The sequence below is a fragment of the Aliivibrio sifiae genome, from assembly GCF_002954715.1.
Classification (GTDB): domain Bacteria; phylum Pseudomonadota; class Gammaproteobacteria; order Enterobacterales; family Vibrionaceae; genus Aliivibrio; species Aliivibrio sifiae.
On record NZ_MSCP01000001.1, the window covers coordinates 1268781 to 1294538 of the forward strand.

The window sequence follows — 25758 nt, forward strand, 5'->3', positions numbered from 1 at the left end:
TTTCAAAAAAATATCCATTTGGATAAAATATTTTTATTGTATTAAAAATTTCTTCTACATTATCTTTATTACAAAAAAAACCCATCGAAGAGCTGGTATCATTGGTATTTGCTGTAATATCAATATAATTTTCTTTGTTTGTTTTAAATATCACTGACTCATCAAAATACAAACTTTCAAACAACATAGGTTTCAACCTAAAGTTAACCAGTTTGAATGAAAGTAATGCACTGGCCCCTGCTCCAATGAACGCCATGGGACCAACAAAAACAACTGCAATCAAACATACAACGACCCCCACTCGACCTATCATTCGTATACACTTATATGCATACTCAGGTACCACATCTGTCTGCTTGGTTACTATTCCGTTTTTAGTGAACTTGTATATCCGCTTTATGTCTGCAGAACCAAAAAAAATAAAAAACAATGTCATAAAAATGGTAAGTAAGCTAAATGCCACCACACCACCTGTATCTAGCATATCTTGACTAAAGTCATATAACATCCAACTCATAACACTAAAAAAACCAATACCAGCAAAATACCCCAAATATTGATGCTCTATGGTTTCATACTCATAGAGTACTTCTTCATTGTATAAGGCCATTCTCATGACTTCTATTTTATCTGTATTATCTATATCTTTATGAGTTAGCATTATTTAACGCATCCTTACAATTTCACATCAATCTTGATCCATTGGATGTAAGAACTCTTTAAATTTTTCATGTTCATAAATATCATCTTCTTCCTCTACCTCATAAAAATAACCATTTGGGTAGAATTCCCTTAAGGTATTAAAAATATCATCTACATTTTCTTTATTACAAAAAAGACCATTTAACGACAATAGAAATTTAGCATTGGGAACGACCGTTATATAATTTATCTTTGATGATTTTATTATTACTGATTCATCAAAATACAAACTTTCAAACATCATAGGTTTCAGCCTAAAGTTAACCAATTTAAATGAGAGTAACGCACTGGCCCCTGCTCCAACGAACGCCATAGGGCCAACAAAAACAACGGCAATCAAACATACAACGACACCCACTCGACCTATCATTCGTATGCATTGATAAGCGTACTCTGGTACCACATCTGCTTTCTCAGTTACTATTCCGTTTTTAGTGAACTTGTAAATCCGCTTTATGTCTGCAGAAGCAAAAAAAATTAAAAATAGTGTCATTATGGTTCCACCGCCACCAAATATAATGGCTTCACCTGCGTCTATTCCATCATCACTAAAATCATATAAAAACCAAAGCATTACACTGAAAAAACCGGCGGCCGCAAAATACCCTAAATATTGATGCTCTATGGTTTCATACTCATAAAGCACTTCTTCGTTGTATAAATCCATTCTCATGGTTTCTATTTTGTCTGTATTATCTATATCTTTATGAGTTAGCATTATTTAACCTCACAATCTTCATACCTAAATTTGCATATTTTGAATAGTCATTAAATGAAGTAATCTTATTTATACTTAGATTTATATCACCACTACCACCTTGAAATCCGGAATAAGAAATAACATGAGGTGTTCTATTGGCTAAAACATCTAAATAAATAGTTATATTCGAAATATCTTCTGAATGGTTTCGCTCAATTTTCATTTGATAACAATTATTATCATTATTTACTTTAGTAAAATTGACTTCTACTTCTGATTGGTTGACCTCGTTATTTCCAATGAAATTATAATGTTTTATTGCTTTTTTAGATGTGCTTTTAATTACTTTAATTCCAAACCATTTATCGGATAAGTAATCAGGTAAATCAATTGTTAACGTCCATTGTTTGTCTGAATCAGAAATTGACTGATACGTCCTAACTATTCCAGTATCTATCTGGGCTACTGGTTTATTTAATATGTTTTGCAAGTTAACTAGCTCAATTTCTGGTGCCCACTTAGCCGTCTTTACTCCCCATATGGATTGCACTAACCACAACTCCATGTCGGTTCGTTTAAACATATTAATGAATGCCGTTGCTGCAATATAAGCAATACCAAATACACTTAACCAAATAACCATCCAAGGAGCAAAAATAGCACCAATGGTTCCATTCATAAAACATGAAATTAACTGAACAGAAAAAACTACTACTTGCCCGCCTAATGCGAATAATTTAAGTTTCTCTGCGATTCTTTCTTCTTTGGACAAAAGAGGACTATCTAAGCGCTTATAGACATAATAAATTTCAGACACACTGGCGATTAATCCAGTAACAGCTACTAATCGAGTTAGATTTACAAATTTAGTAATAAGCTTTTTATTTGCTTTAAGTGCTTGCTTCCTCTGTAGTTCTAATAAACGCTTATCTTTCATCACTTCAGCCCATGCTGCATCTCTTGATACCAAGGCGCACGCATTGACTGTCCAAGAAGCCGTATAAACAAGCTCTGCGGCGACTGATTTATATTCCTCTGTCGTCTTACTCTCTTGGTTTCTTTGAAGTAAATTTGAAAAAACGGTTATTGAGTTCCAAATATTTAATGCTGCAACAACCCCATTCCAACTTGCTGATCCTTTCCACTTCCTTTCAGAAAAACTAACAAGATCTGCCTTTGTATTTTTATAAGCAGCCCAACTGTCTGCAACGCCTTTGCTGATTGCTCCTTTTACGTTTAACCTTGAGCCGTTTTGTGAAACCTTAAGCATTTGAGGCATGTTCTCAGAAATAAATTCAGAGGCCTTTTGTACTAGCACTGCAGCAAATTGTTCTTTCCGAATAATTGCTGCCATTGTTTTACTGTTAGATAGTAAGAACTGATCATATTTTTTATTAAATGCCGCCAGTTCTTTAGGGTAATTAGGGTTTACAGAAACAATAAAACTGCTATCTGCTAGATTTTCCATGATGAGAACTCTGAAGCGAGTCATAAAACTAAGTGCACTGAATTGATTAGTTCGAGGTTGGATTGCGTTGAGCATCTCCATCGAAGGTCGAAATTGCAGTATCGGATTGGCTTTATTACTTGCAATAAATGCAGCAAACACGGCTTTAATATCGATATGAAGCAGCTTGTACCAATCTGAGTCTTGAATTCTTACGTCACCTGTTAATGTATCGAATTCTGATAATCGAGTATGCAGTGCGATCATGTCACTAGGACTGCTCATATTAAGTGCAGCTCCACCTTCAGAATAAGTTGTTAACTCATCCACCACTTCTTTTGAGTAAGCAAATGGGGCTAATGCTAATAGATTGTTTGGGTTACTCAGATCTAACATTTCTTCTAGATAATGCTTAATCTCAGGAACATTAAAACCCGATTGAACAAGCTCGACGGTTATTGGTGAAAATAGTTCAGATAAATAACGTTGACCAACCTCTGTTTGATTATCAATCCCGAAATACATAGGGTCGATACCCATCTGTTCAATGGCATCTGTTACCTCTTTATGCTGATAAACTAACTTACTGTTTAATATTTCTACTTCTGATAATTTGTCGTATTTTTCAAATAGGTATTCATTTAATTCATGCCATCGAATTTCATCAAAATTTCGATATTGCCTTTTCCACTGAGAAGTATGTTCCTTTTTAATTTCAAAATTAAATCGCTCTTTTATGGCTTGTTTTTTCGCCTCTAACGCTTTATACCATGAGGTATTTTCTACCCCTTCGCCGACATGATATTCATAAGATGCTGAAGATTGTTGGACATTTTGCTCTTGGTATAAATACTCATTTATCTCTATTTCTAGCTTTAACCGTTCAATTGGATCTGATTTAATATGTTCAGGAAGTTGATCATCACTAAATGTCACCCTTGCTAAAGATCGTGTTAATTCAGCCATTTGAGCTTTGTATTCATCTTCCTCTGTTCCTTGTAGTTCAACAATACGCACATATGTTTCTGACAACTTCAAAAACAGATCCGTTATATCTGCCAACTGATCATCCAGTGCGATATACAGCGCGCTGTTCTTTTCTAATAAATCGCATTGATAATCGGTTTCTAATACGGGTTTCTTATAAGTAGCGAGATGAAACTCATCATCAGAGGGATCATCGTCTTTTAATGGTGAACACGTTTTTTCAAACAAGACATCGGAGGGCTTTGGCGTACCAACATCAGCAATAGCATGGGCAAAATCACGCATGCCACCACCATGTTCTATCTCTAATGTGTTTGAATAGGTTTTTAAGTCAACAGTTCGCATCCATTCATTGCGACACTGGGTATTTGAACGCATGTGCTCACATAAGCGCCATGTCCAACGTTGGTGAGAAAATGATATGGTTAATGTGTCATTCTTAGAGTAAGACAAACAGCTTTTAGCCTCTCCTGCTTGACCTCTCTCTTCTGGTGCTTTATCGGCTTCATTTGAGCCCCAATCAATCTTAATGAATTGAGTACCTTTCACCTGATATTCATGAAAGGTTTTATCTCTATTGCTATAAACGTAAAGCCAGCCATCTCTTAATTGTCTTAATGTATATTTTGAATGAGCAACATCAAAAAAGCCGTGACCTTTATGGGTATCAAGTAATGGGTGTATCTGCTCTTTCTCTTCATCATCCATATCATCAATCGCATAACGAACCGGAATAATGTCAATAACGCCAAATTTTACAGGGCAAGATCCTACCGGGTTTTTCGCATCTTTTTTACTGCCACACATGGCGGCATTGTTTGCTTCGCTCATTCTTGTAAATCCTTTTGCATAGAGTGACGATATTGATAGGCCAAATCCGCCGCTTGTTTAATTCTTTGTTCTGGAGTTTGCTGTGATGTTTGATAGATCAATTCTGTGATTTTGGGGTATTTATCGGTTGTGATCGCTTCTTTTCCTAAATAGCCCATCACATTCATAAATAAACAGACTTCAGTCTCATTTTGAAACCCTCTGCTGTAAGCAGCATCGAACCAATACTGAATCCATTTTTGTTTATCTGCCACGCCCTCTAAACAATGTGGGAAGAAATATTCCACATGATTGAGTACATAGGCATAGGCATTTTCAGTCGCTAACTCTCCTAACGCTTGCCATTGTTCGTCCGTTAAACGATAAGGTTTGACGCTTTTTACCTCAGTACAAGGCGATAAGTAATGCGCCCATCCCTTTTTATGTGGAAGCCAAACTTCATCAATGTGCTGCCAATACCAATCTGTTCTTGTTGAAAATAAAACATTGGCACACCCTGAATGCGCCGATTTCAATATGATGGATGAACCGTAAGGCGACAGAACCTTAATCACACTTCTTAAATGCTCTGCAAGGCTTTCTAGATCTAACGCCGAGCTGAATAAGAAACCGTCTAGCTGACCACGTTGACTTTCAAACCATTGCGCAATAACAGGCGTTGCTTTTACCAAATAAGGAGAGACAGATATCATGTCATTCCAAGGCTCATACAAATAAAGAGGTTCTTGCTCTATGACAGTATCTAATTGATATAACTGTTTTAATACGTCAACACTCTGACTGGTATCTAGCATCAAATAGAAGGAGGTGAAGTCATCAATATTCAGAGAATCAAAGCACTGCGTTTCCATTATTCTTGTTCCTGCTCTTGTTCACACTCCTCACAAACTGGATCTAATGTTTTTAATGCCTCGAGCTGACGAGTGGCGTGAATTTTACTTCTTGTGTATTCAGAGGCCGTTGCGATTTCAGCCGCGCTGCCTGCCGTTTCACTCTGCTTCATGATAGGTTGAGTTGCTGTTATACCTGCATATCCGCTACCGCTTCCAGCACTGCCGCCTTTGTTTAAATCAATGGCCGATCCAAGTAAATGAATACCACCAGAATCAAGCTTCATAGTACTGCTGCCTGTGGTGATGGTCAGTTCACTGCCGGCATCAAGGACGGCTTTATTACCCACCTTAATGTGTAACTCTGTGCCTATTTGTTCAAGCCGACTTCCTTGGATTTTTTGTTGAATAGAACCTGATACTTGCAGATGTGCGTCACCTTTAATTGAACTTAAATTATCTGATTGCACGGTCAGATGATTATCTTTGGTGACTTGATGAAATTGGTCATGATGCACAACAGAATGAGCATCATTAAATATTTCGCTAGTAAGATTGTTTTGAATTTGACTATCCATGTCTTTCGCTGCATGAATATAGATCTGCTCTGACGCATTTTTATCCTCAAAGCGCAACTCATTAAAATTATCTGCACCAATAGAGCTTGATGTTTTAAATGTGCTGCGTGTTTTATGCTCTGGCAGTGTGTATGGTGGTTTATTATCCCCGTTATACAACGAGCCTGTAATGATGGGTTTATCGGGGTCTCCATGAATAAAACTAACGATCACTTCGTGGCCTATTCTCGGTAATACAAATTGACCATATTGATTACCTGCCCACCCTTGTGAAGTACGAAGCCAACAACTTGTTTTCTCATCCGCTTGACCATTTCTGTCCCAATGGAATTGTACTTTTACTCGCCCATATTCATCACAATAGATCTCTTCATTCTCAGGACCCGTTACCATTGCGGTATCAATATTACGTATATAAGGTTTTTCTATTTTACTTAGTTTGTATGGTACAAACCATGGCGTACAGTTAAAGCAAGCTTGATAACTTGATGCTCCATCAGCGAACTCTTCAAGTACTTGAGGTTGTAAACCTTGATGTGATACCGATGTTAATAACCAACTGATATTCCAATCTAAATTTGAATTATTTGTTATTGGTTGAAAGTAACCAGGTACAAGCTGCATACTATCGCTAATGCCTTGTACTGTAGTTTGATCTGTACGCTTTTGTTTTAGAACTAGTTCTGCTTTCTTTATTGCATTTTGGTTATTTTCTTCCGCAGGATAGCCATAATATGATAAACCTACCTCACTGGTATGGTTATCTTTACTCTCAATCTCTTTATTTGCTTTTACTGGTTGCGGAGGAAATTGAAAAGTATAATCTTGTAATGACACACGTCCAGTTTGAACTTTATCTTTTTTAAGTAATGAAAATATAGTATCGCCTTCTTGCACCATACCACTGTCAACAATGACTGGAAGTGAAGGCAGTTCTGTGTATGTTTCCTTTCCATCTGAAATAATTAATTTTGAGAGTATTTCATTGTGCTCAAAATAAGAAATAAAACCTTCTTCTGACATCAGACGTCTTATAAAGTGATCATCTGATTCTCCGTATTGCACACAGTATTCACGTGGTTGATGTTGATTAAACAATTCCAATTCAAAATAGTTATTTAATATCCCTGCCCGGGCGTATATATCTTGAATTATCTCTGGCACCGACTTTTGTTGAAATATTTGATGATTTTTTCGTAAAGATAGGAGATCAAAAATAGGAACAAGTTGAATTTGATAGGTACTAAAACGAAATGACACACTTATTTGCTCAATCGATTTAATTACACCATGAACATAGCGTTTATTATTACTTACCTCAGGGCTGTTTTGATTGTGTAAAGTTAATCTTGCTGGCAATTGAAGACAATTAGGTAAATCTAATTCAGACTCTTCGCAAACAAACGTGATCGTGAATTGATAATTTTCACCTAATATTTCTTCTCCTATAAACTCATAGACCTGAAGAGGGATATCAATAGTGGTTATATCAAGTTCAAACAGTACTTGATTTGCATCTTGCATAATTGCATTGCCTTAATTTTAATTGATTGATTAATCAGTAATTTATATCATTATTGAACTATCATACCAGCAATAAATACGACCACTATTTTGTTTAAATAATATGCGACCCACTGCACTCTCATGCTTGAAAAACCATCAAACTAAAAAGCATGCCAAAATAATTAGAATTAAATACTCTTTAAATTATATTCGGTTTACTTCTCATACTATGCCAATACCATTAATTAGATAAATCTTTCAAAATAAATTTATTCTACCGTCATAAAAAAAGCCTAAGTACATCGACTTAGGCTCGTTCATCACATTATTTCTTCTATAAGATTAAGATGCTGGTTCGTACTTCTTATGGCCTTGCTCTAAATGAACAAAATCAACCAAATCATCACCACTAACTTGGAAAGCTTGGCCAAATCCTTTTACAAATAAACCTTGGATTGGTTTTAATCTAAACATTTTAAAATCTTCTAACGAACTCAAGCCATCAATAATATCGCCAAAGCGTTGTTTCATTTCATCAACCGCTAACTGCCAATTTGCTTCTTCTCTATCAATTCGAATAGCAGTTGCATCGAAGGTCAGTCTTTTACGCGCAAATAATTGTTTAGACGTATCCTCATCTTCTACTAGCATTAATGACACATTTGGATTTTGCATTAAATTACGTGCATGACGTGCAATTTCAGAAATAAGCACATAATACCCATCATCCAGTAAAATAAACGGAGCATAACTTACGTTTGGTTTGCCTTCACCATCAACTGTTGCTAGCTGTAAAGTTTTACGTGTATCACGAAACTCTTGAATTTCAGGTCCAAGGCGGCTTTGTAATCTTTCTTGTTTAATTGTTGAGCTCATTTTGCTTTCCTTAAATTTATTTCTAATTTTATTTATATTCTTGCTTTAACGCTATAAACGAACTTACTTGTTCTGGAATGAGTTGACGTTTTTTATCTCGTCCTAAATAAATCTTAAATACAGAGTGACCATCTTGATTAAAGAAACCAAAATAATGACTCTCAGAACCTCTAAACGGCTTACTGACAAGTGCTATATCCGTAATTAAATCTAATCTTAAGTGACCATGTAGCTCCCCATTTCGTCCCATTAAATTATAATAACCGTGAGCAAGTTTCCCTTTGGGGAATGGGGCTTTCACTTCGAAAATAGAACCAAAAGAATGAATAATTGTCGTAACATCACCAAAACCGACTAACCCTTCCAAAATATCTTGAGCTTTGCTACCTTCAACCAATGTCACCATCTCTTCAGGTAACAATTTTACAACTTCACATTCTGATAATTCTAACTGCTTAGCAATATCACTCGGTAATAACGAAGGGTCTTGTTCTAATAACTCAATAACTTTCTTATTCATGGGTATCTTTCTCTTGTATTTTAAATTTACATATAATTTATGCTGCTTTTTCGTTAGCTAGAGATAGTGCAGATATAACTCCTTGAGCCAATGTTACCGACCAAAATTCTCCTGCTAATGTGAGACTTAAATAATTATGATTAACGGTAACTAATCCGTTTTGTTGCCAATGCTTAAATAAAGGCATTAAGTAATCAAAAATATCTTGGTTTGAATGTTGTCGTAGTAACTGACGTGATAGAACTCCGCGGTCAAACCCAGCTTTTATCATAGAAAACAACCCTGCTGATGCTGCTAATTGTGTCATCATCGCAATCGGCATCTTATTAGCATTAATTGATTCAATATAAGCATCCAATGTACGATGTTGCATGATTCCAACACCACCTACATTTCCTCCTGCGCCACAACCAACCGGTAATACTTCCGCAGTCGTCTTTGTTAAACTGTTATAAATGCTTCGCTCTCTGTTATCTTTTGCCCAATGATTAACACTGAGGCGACGAAGGTGGTGTTTATTCATAAATTCAACACCATATTGATACATATACGCTTTTTCTTCTGTTGATGCTGGGTGTGGAAGTTTCCCCTTCTCAATCATTCCCTTCATTGGCGTACCACCCATTTCAATCAATTGATATAAATCGACCCCATGCGCATCTGTTTCTAAAAAATCGTCTAAGTCTTGCTGCCAAATCTCTGTGGTTTGATAAGGTAAACCATAAAGTAAATCCACCACTATTGGTGCTTGGTTACTTTGGCTAAGCTCTTGAATTCGTCTTAATACATATTCTCTATCGTCTAAACGTTTGGCTGAACGTCTTACTTTAGTATTAAAACTTTGCACCCCAAATGAGAATCGATTAAAGCCGCCCTCTAATGCCTTATCAAACATCTCTTCATCAAAGCGATTAATACGCCCTTCTAAGGTAATTTCACAATCAGTCGTCAATGGGAAATAACTGCGAATTGCCTTACCTAATTGTTCAATTTGATCAGCAGTAAGATCCGTTGGTGTACCACCGCCAATATAAACCGCATGAAATGGCGCTGATTGAGTCCAAGGTAATTGGGCTTTCCATTTTAATTCAACCATAAGCGCTTCAAAATAATCAGCGACTAAAGTCTTGCTTGACGCATGTTGAAAAAAATTACAATAAGTACAACGTACACGACAAAAAGGGATATGAACGTATAAACACCGATGCTCGCTTAACTCTACCGTTTTCGATAAAGCAGTATTAAAACGCTTAGAAAACTGAGAACTACTGATTGGCATAGCACTTCCGCCCGCATGAGCTGACGATTTTCTCTGAAAAGCATACAACAAAGGTTCTGGTGTATTTTCACCCAAAATGGAATTAGGTAAGTAATGTAAATCTATTTGTTTATTCATGATTTCAATTCTACTTCTCACTCTTTACCGCTAAGAGCTTCGTTTCTTTTATTATCATAAATTATTTTCAATTGATAATGCAATTGATAATTGATCTCATTTTCATTAAGGTTATAATCATTCCATCTTTTTACATACTAAATTTGAAATGGAGATAGTCGTGCTGAACTTTCGTTACCTTACAGCGGTGGGGATTTCATTGGTTATTCATACTGCGCTTATTTGGGCTGTACCTGAAAAAAAAGCCTTTGCAATGCCTACAGGAAGTCAATCTTCACAAGTGAATATTCAGCTTGTAGCCCCTAGTGCTCCTTCCGTTTCATCAAAGAAAAAAATAGAACCGACAAAAAAAGAAAATAAACCAACGCCACAGAAAACAATGTCGACACCAACGACCCCTAAAAAATCAGTAACTAAAAGAATAGAAAAACCAAAAGAACCATCAAAAAGCTACAAACCGAAGCCACCAATAAAAACATCATCAAAACCAAAAGAGAAAAAGAAAGAACAAAAAAAACCAGAAAAAGAATCCGTCGTAAAAAAAGACGAGACAAAAACAAACAGCAAAAGAAAACCTGCAGTATCTAAATCAGGAGTAACTGAAAAACCTCAATTGGTGAAAAAGCCAAGCTTTCTTAAGCGTCCTAATGCACCCCGCTACCCACGAATTGCACAGCGTAAAGGAATTGAAGGGACCGCTTTATATGAGATTTGGTTAAATGAAAACGGTAAACAAATTAAACAAGAATTAATTACATCATCAGGTACACAAATTCTTGATGAGGCAGCTTTAACCGCTATACGTGATTGGAAGTTTTCGCCACAAGTTATCAATGGTCAGGCTATTGCGCATCGCGTTCAGATCCCTGTCCGATTTTCTCTAAACTAGTTGTATGGAAATCAACATGCTCAATTTATCTCACTTATATTCTCAATTAGGCATTATGGCACTGCCACTTTTAGCCTGTTCTCTTATTACGCTGGCATTACTAATCGAACGAGTAATTCAACTAATACTTTTTTCTGGTAGTTCACACCGTTCAATCAAAAAATCCTTAGCTCAACTAAGTAAAGATGACGATCAAAACATTTATCTCTTAATCATGTCGTTAAAAAATCGTAGAGCGCTATCCGCAAAAGGGAACGCAATGTTACTTGCCCATCGTAATTTCACCAAAGTTCTGCGTGAAGACGTCGCTGGATTATGGCTACAAGAGAAACGGTATCAACTACGTTCAGGGCTTAGACTGTTATCTTTAATAGGTATGATTAGTCCATTATTAGGGTTATTAGGTACAGTACTTGGCCTTATTGATATGTTTAAAGACGTCGCTGCAACCACTGGCTCAATTACACCAAATATCCTTGCTGATGGATTAGGACTCGCAATGCGAACCACCGCAATTGGTTTAATTATTGCCTTACCAGCAATCTCAAGTGCACAACTATTAGGTTTATGGGCTGATCGTATTTTTTCTCGTTTAGAGCATTCATTAAACTATACCAACTTATGGATCGAAGGCGTATTTATCAATGACGAACAAGACTTAAGTAATGAAGCCTTAAAAAATAAAGAGCGCTTTGTATGATAAAACTAACGACAGAGAACCATCCAGACTCTCTACAACCAGACCTTACCCCTTTACTCGATATCATTTTTATTGTGATGGTATTTCTACTACTCACAGCGACAGTTAAACTGCAGTCTTTAGAAGTCAGTCTACCTACAGCCGAAACAGAATCAGTATCTGCGGTCGATAACAAATCTCTTACCGTCAATATTTTAGAAAAGCCACCTTACTGGGGACTAGATGGAAAATCTTACTCTTCATGGGATAGTTTTACTCAAACCTTACTAATTCAGGTTAAAAATAAGCCGGAGTTCCAAGTAGTTATTGCTTCTGATAAATCAGCTGAGATCCAACACATGGTTAAACTACTTGCCTTCTTGCAAGACAATAAGATCAAAGCAACCCAAATTTTAATGGACGAAAACAAATAATGAATCATTCTCGACTAAACTCAGCTCTACTTGCTTTAATGCTTGTATCAACATCTTCTATGGTTATTGCTCAAGAACGTATTATCAGCGCAGGAAGCGCAGTAACTGAATTAATCTATGCATTAAACGCACAAGAGTCTCTTGTTGCCGTAGATGTGACAAGTAAGATGCCACAAGCTTCTGAATTACCAAAAATTGGTTATCATCGCCAATTATCTACCGAAGGTTTATTAACTCTACAGCCGACTCAACTCATTGGTTCTGATGAAATGGGGCCTAAATCTACTCTTGATTTATTAAGACAATCAAACGTAAAAGTCAATATTGTAAACACAAAACCAACGATTAAAGGTCTATTAGAGCGCATTGATGAGATTGCGTTGCTTACCCACCATCAAGACAATGCACAACACATTAAAGATGAAGTTAATAAAAAAGTGACTCAGTTAAGCAAGAATATTCCAGAAAAATCAAAGCAGAAAAAGGTTCTCTATTTATTACTTCATGAAGGTCGTGCTCCTTATGTCGCAGGTAGAGAAACAACAATGGATGAAATGATTCATCTAGCTGGCGGAACTAATCCAGCACAAAACCTGATTTCATCATTTAAGCCACTCTCTATGGAGGCGATGCTTTCAATGCAACCTGATGTTGTTCTCGTTAGTAATCGTAGTCTAGCTAAATTAGAAAGTATCGATAATATTATTAAAGCAATTCCTACTTTAGCTTCTACACCTGCTGGGCTTAATAAACAAATCATTGGTATTGATGGTTCAGCATTAGTTGGTGGATTAGGTTTGGCTACTCTGGAAGAAGCAGCTCGCCTTAATACTCTGCTTTATCCATAAGGTCACTTTGCTATGTTATTGAAATACATTACTTATTCAAAAGTAATAATTTTAAGTGCTTTATTTCTTTTATTTACCGCTATTAGCTCTATTGCTACTGGGCCAATGAATATTACACTGAGTGAAAGCTTTAATAGTTTGGTTCCTTGGTCAAGCGTTGAAATTCCCGCACATATTAATTTAATCATTCACCAAGTGCGATTACCAAGAACCTTATTATGTATGTTGGTTGGTGCTATTTTGGCAATATCTGGCGTTGTTATGCAGGGCCTATTTCGTAACCCTTTAGCTGAGCCTGGAATTATTGGTGTTTCGGCAGGAGCTGCGCTTGGTGCTGCTTTGGCAATCGTTCTCTTTTCATCAATTGCTGAACAATTTCCTTTCTTTATGAATTTTGCTGCTGTACCTATTTTTGCTTTTCTTGGTGGTGCAATTACTACCTTAATTGTCTACCGATTAGGAACCAGTAAATTTGGGACCTCAATTACGGTCATGCTATTAGCAGGGGTTGCGATAAGTGCTCTATCTGGTGCCGGTATTGGTTACTTAAATTTTATTGCTGATGACCAAATGCTACGTGATCTTTCTTTATGGTCAATGGGATCATTAGCAGGTGCAAAATGGTCAGACTTACTGTTGGCTTCTATTGGTCTCATCGTACTTTTGTGTTTATTTATGAAAAATGCCTCAGGTTTAAACGCATTATTACTTGGCGAAGCTGAAGCAAAACACTTAGGAATAAATGTTCAGTCTTTAAAACAACGTATGATCATCTTAAGTGCCGTGGGGGTTGGGATAACGGTTAGTTTGTCTGGAATGATCGGGTTTATTGGATTAATTATTCCTCATCTTGGTCGTATGCTATCTGGACCAAACCACAAAACTTTATTACCTCTTTCTGCGTTACTTGGCGGCCTTTTATTGACTGCGGCAGATATGTTTGCTCGAGTCGCAGTTAGCCCCGCAGAATTACCCGTAGGTATCGTGACAGCAATTATTGGTGCACCTTTCTTTTTATATTTATTATTTACCCAACGAGGTAAAATTTAATGAGTCATTCAGCTTTAGCTATTTCAGCAAAAAACATTTCGTACCACATTGGATCTAAAATGATTTTAGATAAAATAAATTTAGATCTTCATTGTGGTGAGGTAACGACTCTACTTGGACCTAATGGTGCCGGAAAAAGTACACTATTAAAGCTATTGTCTAATGAGATTTCTTCTTTCGATAATATTCGTTTTTTTGGAAAAACTAAAGATCAATGGAATAGCAATAAACTAGCAAAGCGACTTGGTGTTCTTCCTCAGCACAGCACGCTCTCATTTGCTTTTAATGTCCATGAAGTCGTTGAACTGGGCGGTTTACCGTTAGGACTATCAAACCAAAAATTACATGAAATCACGAATGATATGATGAATAAAACGGGTATTAATCACTTAGTAAATAGATTATACCCATCACTGTCAGGTGGTGAAAAGCAACGAGTTCATTTAGCTCGAGTTCTAACACAAGTGAGCCAGCATCAACAAAAAATCATAATGTTAGATGAACCAACGTCAGCGTTAGATCTCTCTCATCAACATAAGACACTAAAATTAGCGAAAGAGTTAGCTAATGAAGGGGCTGCTGTTATTGTTGTATTACATGATTTGAATTTAGCCGCGCAATATTCAGACAGAGTGATAGTCTTAAAAGATGGGAAACTACAAGCGGATGGGAAGCCTTGGGAAGCAATAACTGCCGAAATGATAGAAAAGGTATATGGGTACAAAACGTTAATTCAATCGCACCCTACTTTGGATATTCCTGTAGTTTTTGCAGCATAAAATACCTAGTCACTAATCGTATTATAAAAAGAGCGTATATAATTACTGTCCGCTCTTTTATTTCTATATTTATTATGATTAACGCATTTTAAATATTTCTTTATGAAAGGCATTTTCTAGCATGCCTTCTCTAATGAGCGAATCTTTTAAACTCATACCAAATGCTTCTGGCCCACAAAAGCTAACTGAATAATATTTACTATCAATGGTCTGCAAAACTTGTTTAGACGTTAATCTATTACCTTTATCTGATTCGATAAGATGTAATTCAATAAAATCTATCCCTTGTAGAATCGATTTAATTTCAGTATTAAAGAACGCTTCTTTTTCACTGTTTACGCAATAAAATAGATCTATTTTTTCAATCTTATTTTGTCCTCTATCGGATATTTTTTTAAGCCAATAGAGTCGTGAAAGTAATGGGACAATACCAATTCCAGCCCCTATCCAGACTTGATTAGCATCAGATGACACTTGAAAGTAACCATAGCCTCCCTCTACTGTCACTTTCGTTCTTATTTTGATCTCATTAACTAATTGATGAGTGTAATCACCAAGATCTTTTATCCCAAATTCAACCAATTTTGTGTCTTCATCATAATTTAAAATAGAAAAAGGATGAGGCGCTTCACCATCATGGAAATTGATATAAGCAAACTGACCTTCTTTATATTGCAGTGAGTTTTCAAGTTTAATTTTTAGACGAGCCACTACTGTTAAATCTGGCTCACTCTTAAATTTATCAACCTGTATTACTTCGCCTTTTGTTTTATTTTTCTTGCCTATAGAACCCGTTAATGACAGTAATGCACACCATACAGAAATAAGCGATAGCAATATGATTGCGATATTCATTGGGATTAACGAAAGATCCCATTTGATCAAAAGAAGTGTATGAAAAATACCGGCCAGCATTAATACTCCGCCAATTTTATGTATCCCTTTAAATTTTTTATAGCTAACTCTCTCAACTAAGCTAATGATGGTAAAAATGATGAAAAATTTAAATGAGATGTCTCCAACTTTTTCAGCAATTGAGACCCAATCAACAACTGATAATAATTGTTCTTTTCCTTTACCTTTATGTAATGGTCTTATTAACCAGCCTAACTGAACAGCCCAGTGGGCACTTTTGATAACGCTCCAATGCAAGATCAAAGTTATAAATGCTAAGATCCCTAATTTTTTATGCAGAGTATAGCCTTTATCTAATCCTTTCACTAAGTGCTCTACCCATTTAAATCGAGAGGAAAGAATTATCGCGCCCCCCATATAAGCAAAGCCTAACCAACCTGTTAATACAATAAGCTGCTTACGTAAGTCCATAATGTTATCGAGTTCAGAAACCGATGAAGCAAAAGAAGGTAGCCACAATAAAAGAAGAAAAATTGTAAATTTACGCATCGTCTATACCATTAGATTAAATTAATGGCGTCAATGATATGCTTTCATAGATAAATCAAAAGTGGATTTACAGTAGCTGTAATTCTTTTACAAAACCTGACATTAATTCCAAAGTTCTTATAAAGATAAGAAATTACTACAAACCGAATATGATGTAAGAATAATTGGTAGATTGGTAGATTGGTAGATTGGTAGATTGGTAGATTGGTAGATTGGTAGATTGGTAGATTGGTAGATTATCTTACAGATATAAAAAAAGGAGAGCTAGTGCTCTCCTTATTTAGTCTTAAAGCCTTTGAAACTGTTCTAATTAAAGAGCAGCTTTCGCCTTAGCAACAAGAGCAGCGAATGCTACTTTGTCGAATACAGCGATGTCAGCTAGGATCTTACGATCGATTTCAATAGATGCTTTCTTAAGACCGTTAATGAAACGGCTGTAAGACATCTCGTTTTGACGAGCTGCAGCATTGATACGAGCGATCCAAAGTTGACGGAAAACACGCTTTTTGTTACGACGGTCACGGTAAGCATATTGACCTGCTTTAGTAACTGCCTGGAAAGCTACACGGTAAACACGTGAACGTGCTCCGTAGTAACCTTTAGCTTGTTTTAGAACTTTCTTATGACGTGCACGAGCTTGTACACCACGTTTTACGCGAGGCATTGTGTCTCTCCTAAACTAAAATTAAATAAATACTAAAAATTATGCGTATGGAAGCATACGTGCAACTGCTGCTACTTCACATTTTGGAAGTAGAGAGTTTGGACGAAGCTGACGCTTGTTTTTAGTAGTACGTTTAGTCAGGATGTGACGTTTCGTAGCGTGCTTAAATTTGATACCACCAGCAGTTTTCTTAAAACGCTTAGAGGCACCTTTGTTTGATTTCATCTTAGGCATGATGAATATAACTCCGCATTGTTGCGTGATTAAACATATAGTAATTAGGCGAATAAAACAGGATAACTGCGAGCAGTTACCCCACTTTACTACTTGAATGCACTAAATTACTTCTTCTTAGGGGCCAACACCATAATCATCTGGCGACCTTCAATTCTCGATGGGAAAGATTCAACTAGAGCAAACTCTTCAGTATCCGCTTTCAAACGATTAAGAACGTCAACACCGATGTTTTGGTGAGCCATTTCGCGGCCACGGAAGCGAATTGTTACCTTCACTTTGTTGCCGTCTTCAAGGAAACCAGTCAGGTTGCGTAGTTTTACCTGATAGTCTCCAATATCAGTTCCAGGTCTAAATTTAATTTCTTTAGTCTGAACCTGTTTTTGTTTTTTCTTCTGTTCTTTAGCAGCCTTAGCCTTTTCGAAGAGGAATTTGCCATAGTCCATCACACGACAAACTGGTGGCTCGGCATTCGGGCTGATTTCAACTAGATCGACACCTGCTGCAAGTGCAACGTCTAACGCTTCATTTAGTGAAACGACACCAACTGACTCGCCATCTAGACCTGTAAGGCGCACTTCTTTAACGCCAATAATTTCACCGTTTAGACGATGAGCATTTTGTTTAGCCGGCTGTTGGGCTCTTTTTCCGCCTTTAATACCTTATTCCTCCACAGTATTGAGCGTTCGGGCACTAACTTCTTGCTGCAGGAATGCAACAAAATCATCAATTTTAAATTTACCCAAATCTTTACCTTTACGAGTACGTACTGCAATTTCTCCGGCTTCCATTTCTTGGTCACCACAAACAAGCATGTACGGAACACGTTTCAAAGTATGTTCCCTGATTTTAAAGCCAATCTTCTCATTTCTCAAGTCCGCTTTGACTCTAAATCCATTTTTTTGCAGTTTTTTTGCAATTTCTTGTACATAATCAGCTTGTTTGTCTGTAATGCCCATCACAATTGCTTGTTCTGGCGCCAACCACGTTGGGAAAAAGCCTGCATAGTCTTCAATTAAGATACCGATGAATCGCTCAAGAGAACCTAAAATCGCGCGGTGAATCATCACTGGTGTGTGACGTTCGTTATCTTCACCTACGTAAGTTGCCCCTAAACGTTCTGGTAATGCAAAATCGAGCTGTACTGTACCACATTGCCACGCACGGTCCAGACAATCATGCAAAGTAAATTCAATTTTCGGTCCGTAGAACGCACCCTCACCCTCTTGGATCTCGTAAGCGATTTCCATAGACTCTAATGCAAGGATTAAATCCGCCTCTGCTTTGTCCCACATTTCGTCAGAACCTACACGTTGTTCAGGACGTGTAGATAGCTTAACTACGATGTTTTCAAAACCAAATGTTGTGTATGTATCATAAACCATCTCAATACATGATTTCACTTCATCTTGTACTTGTGCTTCTGTACAAAAGATATGAGCATCATCTTGAGTAAAGCCACGCACACGCATGATGCCGTGTAGTGCTCCTGATGGTTCATTACGGTGACATGAACCGAACTCAGCCATACGTAATGGCAGGTCACGGTATGATTTCAGACCTTGGTTAAAAATTTGAACATGACCTGGGCAGTTCATTGGCTTAATAGCGTATTCACGGTTCTCAGAACTTGTTGTGAACATTGCTTCTGCGTATTTATCCCAGTGACCAGAACGCTCCCAAAGTACGCGGTCCATCATTAATGGGCCTTTTACTTCTTGGTAATCATATTCTGTTAGTTTTTCACGAATAAACACTTCTAGCTCACGGAAGATAGTCCAGCCGTTGTGGTGCCAGAAAACCATACCTGGTGCTTCTTGCTGCATATGGAACAGGTCAAGGTGCTTACCAATTTTACGGTGATCACGCTTTGCTGCTTCTTCTAGGCGGATAAGGTGTGCTTTAAGCAGTTTCTTATCTTGGAATGCAGTGCCGTAGATACGTTGAAGCATTTTGTTGTCGCTATTACCACGCCAGTATGCACCAGCAACGCTCAGAATCTTAAAGTTCTGACAGAAGCTCATGTTTGGAACGTGAGGACCACGACACATGTCGATGTATTCTTCATGGTGGTATAAACCTGGACGATCGTCTTTAGATACGTTTTCGTCAAGGATTTCAATTTTGTAAGTTTCGCCACGAGCATCGAATGCATCGCGAGCTTCTTGCCAGCTTACGTTCTTCTTAATTACTTGGTACTTGGTTTTAGCAAGGTCTTTCATACGCTTTTCAATCTTATCAAGATCTTCTTGCGTTAAAGAATGCTCCATATCGATATCGTAGTAGAAACCGTTATCGATAGTAGGACCAATCGCCATCTTAGCTTCAGGGAAAAGCTGCTTAACTGCGTGACCTAAAAGGTGCGCACAAGAGTGACGAATGATTTCTAAACCATCTTCATCTTTTGCTGTGATGATTTCAAGTTGTGCGTCATTTTCAATTAAATCACACGCATCAACACGAACACCGTCAACACGGCCAGCGATACAAGCTTTCGCAAGACCTGGACCGATGTCAGCAGCAACATCCATAGTAGAAACAGCGTTATCGAATTGACGTTGAGAACCGTCTGGAAGAGTAATTACAGGCATGTTTTATCCTTTACAGTGGTGTTGCATACGAAGCAACACATGCTAAAAATTAATAAGTCTAAATAATAGATTGTTTATATGATGTAAGGATCAATCAACCACACAAAGGTCGGGAACACTTACAAGTTGGTCATTGTACGACTCTTAATCAGCTAATGCAAAAAAGAATCGAGATCACAAAAATGATGTCGATTCTTTTATTATACCTAACCATAGAAAGCGTTAACTACACACGTAATATCTTTTGCACTGCATTATGAATCTCAGCACTTGATGCATTCGTATTTAGTGAAAACGACACATATTGGTCTCCGCGATTAAAGCCCATCGAACGATCGACTTCAGCTAAACAATGAAGAACTTGACCATCGAGAATAAATGACAGCTCTATCTCTTTTTTATTAATGAATCCATTACTTCTAAATTCAATCTCTTGGTAACCGCCTGAATGAGATTTAAAGTGACCGCCATTAAGGTAGCCCTGCTCTACATCGGCTTTCACCATTCCAAAACCTGCTTGTTCTATTTGGCTAATAATAGTTTCTGCAACTGGCATCGGTTTTATTATGAGTAAATCACGATCGGTTGGGTCAATTGCAAAATCAATATCAAGTACTGTTTCAACCCAAACATCACAATGATTATTACGAACATTAAGTGCAGTGATTGGCGTTTCATCTGGTAACTTAATCGTAAATTGCATTTCCTTCTTCTCTCCTGCTTGAATTACAAAAGGAGTCACTGCTTGAGTATGGAATAAGGTTAATGTTTGGTAGCTTGTACTATTATCATTCTCTACTTTTACTTCAGTATTTAGCTTCAAATGAATCGCATCAATTTGTTGTTCAATATTACCGCCTTGGATATGCACGGTTCCAATTAAGGTATCACCTTGAAATAATTCTGGGTTTTCTAAAATGGTATCTACCTTTGCGGCACCTATACCTAATGACGCCTTTAATTTTTTAAACATCCTTTCGTCCTTTATTATATGTTTTATTTAATTCTGCCTGATATAACTTTGAACTTGAAGATTAAGTTCCTAAAATCTGCATCGGCAATTGTAACAATGCATCACCGCTACTCGCGAAATACCAAATGATACAAATAAGTGAGCTAACTAAACCTACGTACCACGCAGCAGAAACTAACTGACCATATTTATCTAATGGAAGTAAGTGGCTATGATGACGAGCACGCCATTCAAACACTATTTCAAGACTACCCATAATAAGTAAGAAACCAAAAAGTGCGAGACCTAACTGGTAACTCAATATAACACCACCTATTGCAGCTAATGCGCATAATGTAATACCTAACTTACTGTTCATTGAGAAGCTGATACTTTTAAGTACATGCCCCCCATCTAACGGCAATATTGGCAATAAATTAAATAGATTCAAAAAAGCGTTAAATACAGCAAGCCCTGCAAAAAACATCTCGCCGGTTATCCAATAAACTACCATCAATATTAAGGAGAGAATCAAGCCAAAGAATGGCCCCATAATAGAGATAACAACATCTTGCCAACGCGTATTTATTTTCTCATCACTGAGCGCTAAACCACCAAGGAATGGGATTAAGTAGATACCTTTGGTTTTCATACCAAAGTATTTCATTGCTCGGATATGCCCGTATTCATGAAAGACAAGACAAGCAATAAGCGATAATGCAAACTCAATAGAAAATAACCATGAATATGCTGCAATACTGGCAGAGGCTAATACTACCTTAATCAGCTTTGCACTTTTTAATGCTTTCATACCTAAAGAGACAAGTCCAATTAAGCTAAATTTACGTTCTGCTTTAATTGGTGTATGTGGGATTTGCTTTTCGATATCTTTGGTATTACGAGTGCCTTCTGCAATTACTTGTCCGTCAAGCATTGCTCGATATTCTATGAGGAAAGGTTGCCATATAACTTTTACCTCTAACCGACAGGTTAATACGTCCTCACCTTTATTTAGCTGAAATTCATGTATGTAATGATCCTGATGATCGGCTGAGGCGGCTTGTTGAGCAACTAAGGAGTTACTCCAGAAGACTTGTTGCCATCCTGCCATTGATCCTTCTAGGCGTAATGGTTGGCCTAGAAAGTCGATAGATAATAGTTCCATTATTTTCCTTGAAAGAAGTGTATCGCACCAATAATACACATATTGATGTGAGCAGTCGTATTTATACTAAATGGTACGAAATTACGTACAGCTGGCCTTTGTTCGGATAAATCTCTTCGATGATATTTTTTAACTCTTCGAGCGTCATGTTCTCTTGCTCGGCATGATATTCATTAAGATCATCAAAGTTAATTGGCTCAACAGCATCAATAGCTAAACGACAAAAGCGACGGTTATCTTCATACGTACTGACTTCTACTTCTGTTCCCACAACGTAATCTTTTTCAGATTCATCACGGATTGTAATTACTTTCTTACTCGATAAAATATCGGCTTCAAAGCGCTCAAAAAAAGTCATTATGGTTGGTGTTGATTTCATTGTTTTTTCCTAATGCAATTCGAGCTGCGACAATGCAGCTCGAAAAGAGAATAATTAAAGTAAATGTACTTAGCCGAAGCAATAATCTGCCCAGTGTGCTAAACCTGCAGTTACTGAGCCAAAATAATTACCACCTACAATTTCAATATTTGGTAATTGCTGCTGTAATGCTGCTCGTAAAATTGGAGAGCGAGCCGAACCGCCAGTAACATATATCAGGTCTGGTGTAGTGCCCGCTTGTTGAATGGCTTCTTTCACCAATTTATTGATATTTTCTTGGGGTTTTGCAATCGCATTAGTCAAATCAGATTGGCTAATTGATAATGACAAACCTTCATCTAAATAACTTAAATCAACAGCATGTTCCAAATGCTCTGACAAAGCTATCTTTGTTTGTTCTGCATCACGCAACAGTTTGTAGCTTAATTTTTCATCATATAATTTGATTAAACGAGCGAGCTTTTCAGGTTCTTGTGTATCATTTTTCATCTGTAAAAGATGTTTACGATTAGCAAAACCAAAAAAGTCTAACTGGGCAACAATGTTGTTAATTGCTATTGGGTTCCAAAATTGCGTCATCGGCAATTCTAAATCTTTATGTGTACGGCTTTTAGACCCTAATAGCGGCATGAATTGACGATGCGCTAAATGAATGTCTAAATCGTTACCGCCAATACGTGAACCACTGTGAGATAAGATCCCTTTAGTTCGATCATGATTACCACGCCAAGATGGCCCCATTTGAATCATTGAGCAGTCAGTTGTACCACCACCAATATCCACAATCAGAACCGTTTTATCTTCATTTAGTGTTTGTTCATAATCTAGACCAGCAGCAACCGGTTCAAATTGAAATTCTATATTTTTAAAACCAACACGTATTGCTGCACGAGAGAGGATCGAAATAGCCTGACTATTTGCTTCATCACTTTCTGCGCCTTGGAAGTTTACAGGACGTCCAATTACCGTTGATGTAATGTCTTGCTGTAATTCTTGCTCTGCTTTATTTTTGATATTCTTCATCATTGCAGTCACAAGATCTTCAAACAAACTTACTTGCACATCACGTAAACCTGAAACACCTAAAAATGATTTCGGTGATTTTACGTAATAAACATCTTCTGGATCTTCAATATAAGTATTCAGTGCAGCTTGACCAAATGTCATTGATTCTGCATCAACATCAATGTCTTCTTCACGGTTAAAAGAGATTGCGGTGTGAAGTAAGCGTTCATTAATGTCTGTGCTTGGTTGCACTCCCCAAATACGGAATAGATACTCTGAAACTGCTTCACGTGTAGGCGCACATAAAGCAGAAGGAATAAAGGTACTATCCCCTTCCAGCTTTAATAGCTTCGCTTGATTATTTTGGATGGTCGCCACTGAGCAGTTGGCGGTTCCGTAGTCAAATCCAATAAACATTGTTGTACACCTAGCTTCGATAAAAGGGAGCCGATTTTACTCGCTTGTAGCGACTTTGCCAATCAAAATGAGAAAGATGCTGCAATTCCTACATGATCTTGATTAATTACAGGCATAATCATCACTTGATTTGAGTCTATATACTTATCTGTCACAAGATATTGAATTGTTGTTGCCAATACAGCTCCAGCAATAACATCTCGCCAATAGTGATGCTCATTCTCGACTCGTGAATACCCAACTAAACCCGCTCCTATATAAGCAGGTAAACCATATTCCCACCCGTAGCGAAACTGTAAATACGATGCCCCCTGAAAAGCAGAAGATGAATGCCCTGATGGAAAGCTTAAGTCATCCTCTCCATTTGGTCGCTCTTCTCTCACGGTATACTTCAACACTTGTGTTGCAGCTAACGTATAAGTAGCTCCTTTAGCAAACATCCAAAAGCCATCGTAATCCTCCTTAAATAAAGCTATCGAGCCTGCAAGAACAGGAATGCCTACAGCACCAATATCTGCCGCCATATCACCTGATTGTTTTTCTTCTGCATACACAAAGGCGCTCATTATTATGCACGAACTGGCTATTCCTACTTTTATTAACGACTTCATTTTTGGCCTTTATTTAATAAATCACAGCATTAGAGTCTGATTTTTAGGGATTATAAAGAGTTAATCGTGAAGTAATTGTCAATTTATCTACAATTTGAAACGTTTAAATGATTGTTTTTACTTTTATTATGACTGGATAGACCATTTGATGATAAGAGATTGGTTATACTAACGCTGTTATTTCATTAGCTAGGTTTTACCAAATATATTATGCAGTTAAATCAATATTTTTCGGAAACAGATAATTCATTCGAATTCACCCGTCAACAAGCAAGTGATTTTGCAAAGAAAGTGGCTGGTGACTTCAATCCTATACATAACGTAGACTCAAAACGTTTCTGTGTTCCTGGTGATTTATTGTTTGCCGTTTTACTGTCTAAAACAGGCATTAGTAACAAAATGCATTTTGACTTTGCCGGAATGGTAGCAGGTGGGACAGCTTTATATATCAATCACCTTGAAGAAGGTGAATATTCATTATCAGATGAAAACGATAAAGAATATTTACACGTGAGTCGTAGCGGTGAGAAAAATTTAAACCCTGAATTTATTGAACATGTAGTAAAACAATATGTCCAATTTTCTGGTATGAACTTCCCGCACATCATGGTTCCATTAATGGAAGAAAAGCAATTAATGATTAATTGCCAACGTCCTTTAGTGATTTATGAGAGCATGGACGTAGAATTTACTCGTTTAGATATTTTAACACCAAGCGTTGAGTTTACCGGTGCGACGATGGACATCGAAGGTAAACGTGGCCTTGTTAAATTAAACTTCAAATTCACTGAAAATGGTGAAGAAGTTGGTCATGGTACAAAACGCATGATTGCCACCGGCTTAAAGACTTATGACCAAGCTGCGATTGATGATCTTGTTGAAAGATTTACCGCATTAAAAGTGGCTTATAATAGCTAGACTTATAAAGCACGTAAGTATTTATAAAAAGGGAGCATTTTGCTCCTTTTTTTTATATATAAAGCAAGACAAATCACATTCTGTACTATTGTTTTACGACAAATATCATACGATACTAATGCTAAGTATAACGATCATGAAGGCGATGAACTTCATGGCATAACAAAGCTGGCTAGAATGAAATCAATCATAAATACAAAAGAACAAGAGCAAGAGCAATTCAGGCGATCTTCATTAAAAGATCCCCTTTTTGAAAAAACAACATCTCCACTTATAAATAACCATTACACATGCTGTGAATGTTATGCCGCTTGGTTCGGTAAACCAATCTGTATTACATGTGGAAAAGAAAAATTTGTAGTCATA

Annotated in this window: 25 protein-coding genes; 7 read left to right on the forward strand and 18 right to left on the reverse strand. The window is 37.1% G+C overall.

The window, feature by feature from the left end; all coding sequences use genetic code 11:
- From BTO23_RS05630 to hutW, 8 genes are all read right to left on the reverse strand, one after another.
- On the reverse strand, positions 1 to 661 hold a 661-nt coding region (locus BTO23_RS05630; RefSeq protein ID WP_105063131.1), incomplete at its 3' end, for a hypothetical protein.
- 27 nt (positions 662 to 688) lie between these two features.
- Positions 689 to 1420 carry a hypothetical protein gene (locus BTO23_RS05635; RefSeq protein ID WP_105063132.1) on the reverse strand — a complete coding sequence of 244 codons (732 nt, stop codon included), beginning with the start codon at positions 1418 to 1420 and terminating at the stop codon, positions 689 to 691.
- Positions 1407 to 4667, reverse strand: a complete 3261-nt coding sequence (locus BTO23_RS05640) for a T6SS effector BTH_I2691 family protein (RefSeq protein ID WP_105063133.1) — start codon at positions 4665 to 4667, stop codon at positions 1407 to 1409. The genes BTO23_RS05635 and BTO23_RS05640 overlap by 14 nt, the downstream gene beginning before the upstream one ends.
- Positions 4664 to 5518, reverse strand: a complete 855-nt coding sequence (locus tag BTO23_RS05645) for a DUF4123 domain-containing protein (RefSeq protein ID WP_105063134.1) — start codon at positions 5516 to 5518, stop codon at positions 4664 to 4666. Before BTO23_RS05645 ends, BTO23_RS05640 begins: the two co-directional genes overlap by 4 nt.
- Positions 5518 to 7599, reverse strand: coding sequence for a type VI secretion system tip protein TssI/VgrG (tssI, locus tag BTO23_RS05650; RefSeq protein WP_105063135.1), 2082 nt, complete (start codon positions 7597 to 7599; stop codon positions 5518 to 5520). The genes BTO23_RS05645 and tssI overlap by 1 nt, the downstream gene beginning before the upstream one ends.
- A 324-nt stretch (positions 7600 to 7923) precedes the next feature.
- Positions 7924 to 8457 carry a heme utilization protein HutZ gene (gene hutZ / locus BTO23_RS05655; protein ID WP_061002277.1) on the reverse strand — a complete coding sequence of 178 codons (534 nt, stop codon included), beginning with the start codon at positions 8455 to 8457 and terminating at the stop codon, positions 7924 to 7926.
- Positions 8458 to 8485: 28 nt separating this feature from the next.
- Positions 8486 to 8977, reverse strand: coding sequence for a heme utilization cystosolic carrier protein HutX (gene hutX / locus BTO23_RS05660; RefSeq protein ID WP_060990894.1), 492 nt, complete (start codon positions 8975 to 8977; stop codon positions 8486 to 8488).
- 37 nt (positions 8978 to 9014) lie between these two features.
- Positions 9015 to 10373 (reverse strand): heme anaerobic degradation radical SAM methyltransferase ChuW/HutW, encoded by a 1359-nt coding sequence (gene hutW / locus BTO23_RS05665; RefSeq protein WP_105063136.1) that lies wholly within the window; start codon positions 10371 to 10373, stop codon positions 9015 to 9017.
- A gap of 160 nt (positions 10374 to 10533) precedes the next feature.
- Between hutW and BTO23_RS05670 the strand changes: the two genes are divergently transcribed.
- The 6 genes from BTO23_RS05670 to BTO23_RS05695 are packed head-to-tail and all read left to right on the forward strand — an operon-like array spanning position 10534 to position 15052.
- Positions 10534 to 11262 (forward strand): energy transducer TonB, encoded by a 729-nt coding sequence (locus BTO23_RS05670; protein WP_170066698.1) that lies wholly within the window; start codon positions 10534 to 10536, stop codon positions 11260 to 11262.
- 16 nt (positions 11263 to 11278) lie between these two features.
- Positions 11279 to 11962 carry a MotA/TolQ/ExbB proton channel family protein gene (locus tag BTO23_RS05675; protein WP_061002272.1) on the forward strand — a complete coding sequence of 228 codons (684 nt, stop codon included), beginning with the start codon at positions 11279 to 11281 and terminating at the stop codon, positions 11960 to 11962.
- Complete coding sequence (locus tag BTO23_RS05680; RefSeq protein WP_061036747.1) at positions 11959 to 12375, forward strand: ExbD/TolR family protein; 417 nt, start codon at positions 11959 to 11961, stop codon at positions 12373 to 12375. The genes BTO23_RS05675 and BTO23_RS05680 overlap by 4 nt, the downstream gene beginning before the upstream one ends.
- The gene (locus tag BTO23_RS05685) at positions 12375 to 13223 is read left to right on the forward strand and encodes a heme/hemin ABC transporter substrate-binding protein (protein WP_061011591.1); all 849 of its coding nucleotides are present in this window, start codon (positions 12375 to 12377) and stop codon (positions 13221 to 13223) included. Before BTO23_RS05680 ends, BTO23_RS05685 begins: the two co-directional genes overlap by 1 nt.
- Before the next feature lie 12 nt (positions 13224 to 13235).
- Positions 13236 to 14273 (forward strand): FecCD family ABC transporter permease, encoded by a 1038-nt coding sequence (locus tag BTO23_RS05690; RefSeq protein WP_105063138.1) that lies wholly within the window; start codon positions 13236 to 13238, stop codon positions 14271 to 14273.
- Positions 14273 to 15052, forward strand: a complete 780-nt coding sequence (locus tag BTO23_RS05695) for a heme ABC transporter ATP-binding protein (RefSeq protein ID WP_105063139.1) — start codon at positions 14273 to 14275, stop codon at positions 15050 to 15052. The genes BTO23_RS05690 and BTO23_RS05695 overlap by 1 nt, the downstream gene beginning before the upstream one ends.
- Positions 15053 to 15130: 78 nt before the next feature.
- On the opposite strand, the gene BTO23_RS05700 is transcribed toward BTO23_RS05695, so the two are convergent.
- The 10 genes from BTO23_RS05700 to BTO23_RS05745 form a co-directional block, all read right to left on the reverse strand.
- On the reverse strand, positions 15131 to 16456 hold the full coding sequence (locus BTO23_RS05700) for a ferredoxin reductase family protein (protein WP_105063140.1): 1326 nt from the start codon (positions 16454 to 16456) through the stop codon (positions 15131 to 15133).
- A gap of 310 nt (positions 16457 to 16766) precedes the next feature.
- The gene (gene rplT / locus BTO23_RS05705; protein WP_045102152.1) at positions 16767 to 17120 is read right to left on the reverse strand and encodes a 50S ribosomal protein L20; all 354 of its coding nucleotides are present in this window, start codon (positions 17118 to 17120) and stop codon (positions 16767 to 16769) included.
- A gap of 39 nt (positions 17121 to 17159) precedes the next feature.
- Entirely contained in the window at positions 17160 to 17354 is a 195-nt protein-coding gene (gene rpmI, locus BTO23_RS05710) for a 50S ribosomal protein L35 (protein WP_005419080.1), read from the reverse strand.
- A 107-nt stretch (positions 17355 to 17461) separates the two neighbouring features.
- Positions 17462 to 18013 (reverse strand): translation initiation factor IF-3, encoded by a 552-nt coding sequence (gene infC, locus BTO23_RS05715; RefSeq protein ID WP_081091546.1) that lies wholly within the window; start codon positions 18011 to 18013, stop codon positions 17462 to 17464.
- 3 nt (positions 18014 to 18016) lie between these two features.
- Positions 18017 to 19945, reverse strand: a complete 1929-nt coding sequence (gene thrS, locus BTO23_RS05720) for a threonine--tRNA ligase (RefSeq protein ID WP_060990884.1) — start codon at positions 19943 to 19945, stop codon at positions 18017 to 18019.
- Between the two features lie 226 nt (positions 19946 to 20171).
- Positions 20172 to 20918 carry a sporulation protein gene (locus BTO23_RS05725; protein WP_060990839.1) on the reverse strand — a complete coding sequence of 249 codons (747 nt, stop codon included), beginning with the start codon at positions 20916 to 20918 and terminating at the stop codon, positions 20172 to 20174.
- Between the two features lie 61 nt (positions 20919 to 20979).
- Positions 20980 to 22062 (reverse strand): site-2 protease family protein, encoded by a 1083-nt coding sequence (locus BTO23_RS05730; RefSeq protein WP_105063141.1) that lies wholly within the window; start codon positions 22060 to 22062, stop codon positions 20980 to 20982.
- 61 nt (positions 22063 to 22123) lie between these two features.
- The gene (gene yqfB / locus BTO23_RS05735) at positions 22124 to 22441 is read right to left on the reverse strand and encodes a N(4)-acetylcytidine aminohydrolase (RefSeq protein ID WP_105063142.1); all 318 of its coding nucleotides are present in this window, start codon (positions 22439 to 22441) and stop codon (positions 22124 to 22126) included.
- Positions 22442 to 22510: 69 nt separating this feature from the next.
- Positions 22511 to 23863, reverse strand: coding sequence for a molecular chaperone (yegD, locus tag BTO23_RS05740; protein ID WP_060990836.1), 1353 nt, complete (start codon positions 23861 to 23863; stop codon positions 22511 to 22513).
- A 62-nt stretch (positions 23864 to 23925) separates the two neighbouring features.
- Entirely contained in the window at positions 23926 to 24474 is a 549-nt protein-coding gene (locus tag BTO23_RS05745; protein WP_060990835.1) for a phosphatase PAP2 family protein, read from the reverse strand.
- A 210-nt stretch (positions 24475 to 24684) separates the two neighbouring features.
- Here BTO23_RS05745 and BTO23_RS05750 point away from each other — a divergent pair, with 210 nt between their 5' ends.
- Positions 24685 to 25392 carry a DUF3581 domain-containing protein gene (locus tag BTO23_RS05750; protein ID WP_061028574.1) on the forward strand — a complete coding sequence of 236 codons (708 nt, stop codon included), beginning with the start codon at positions 24685 to 24687 and terminating at the stop codon, positions 25390 to 25392.
- The last annotated feature ends 366 nt before the right edge of the window (positions 25393 to 25758 follow it).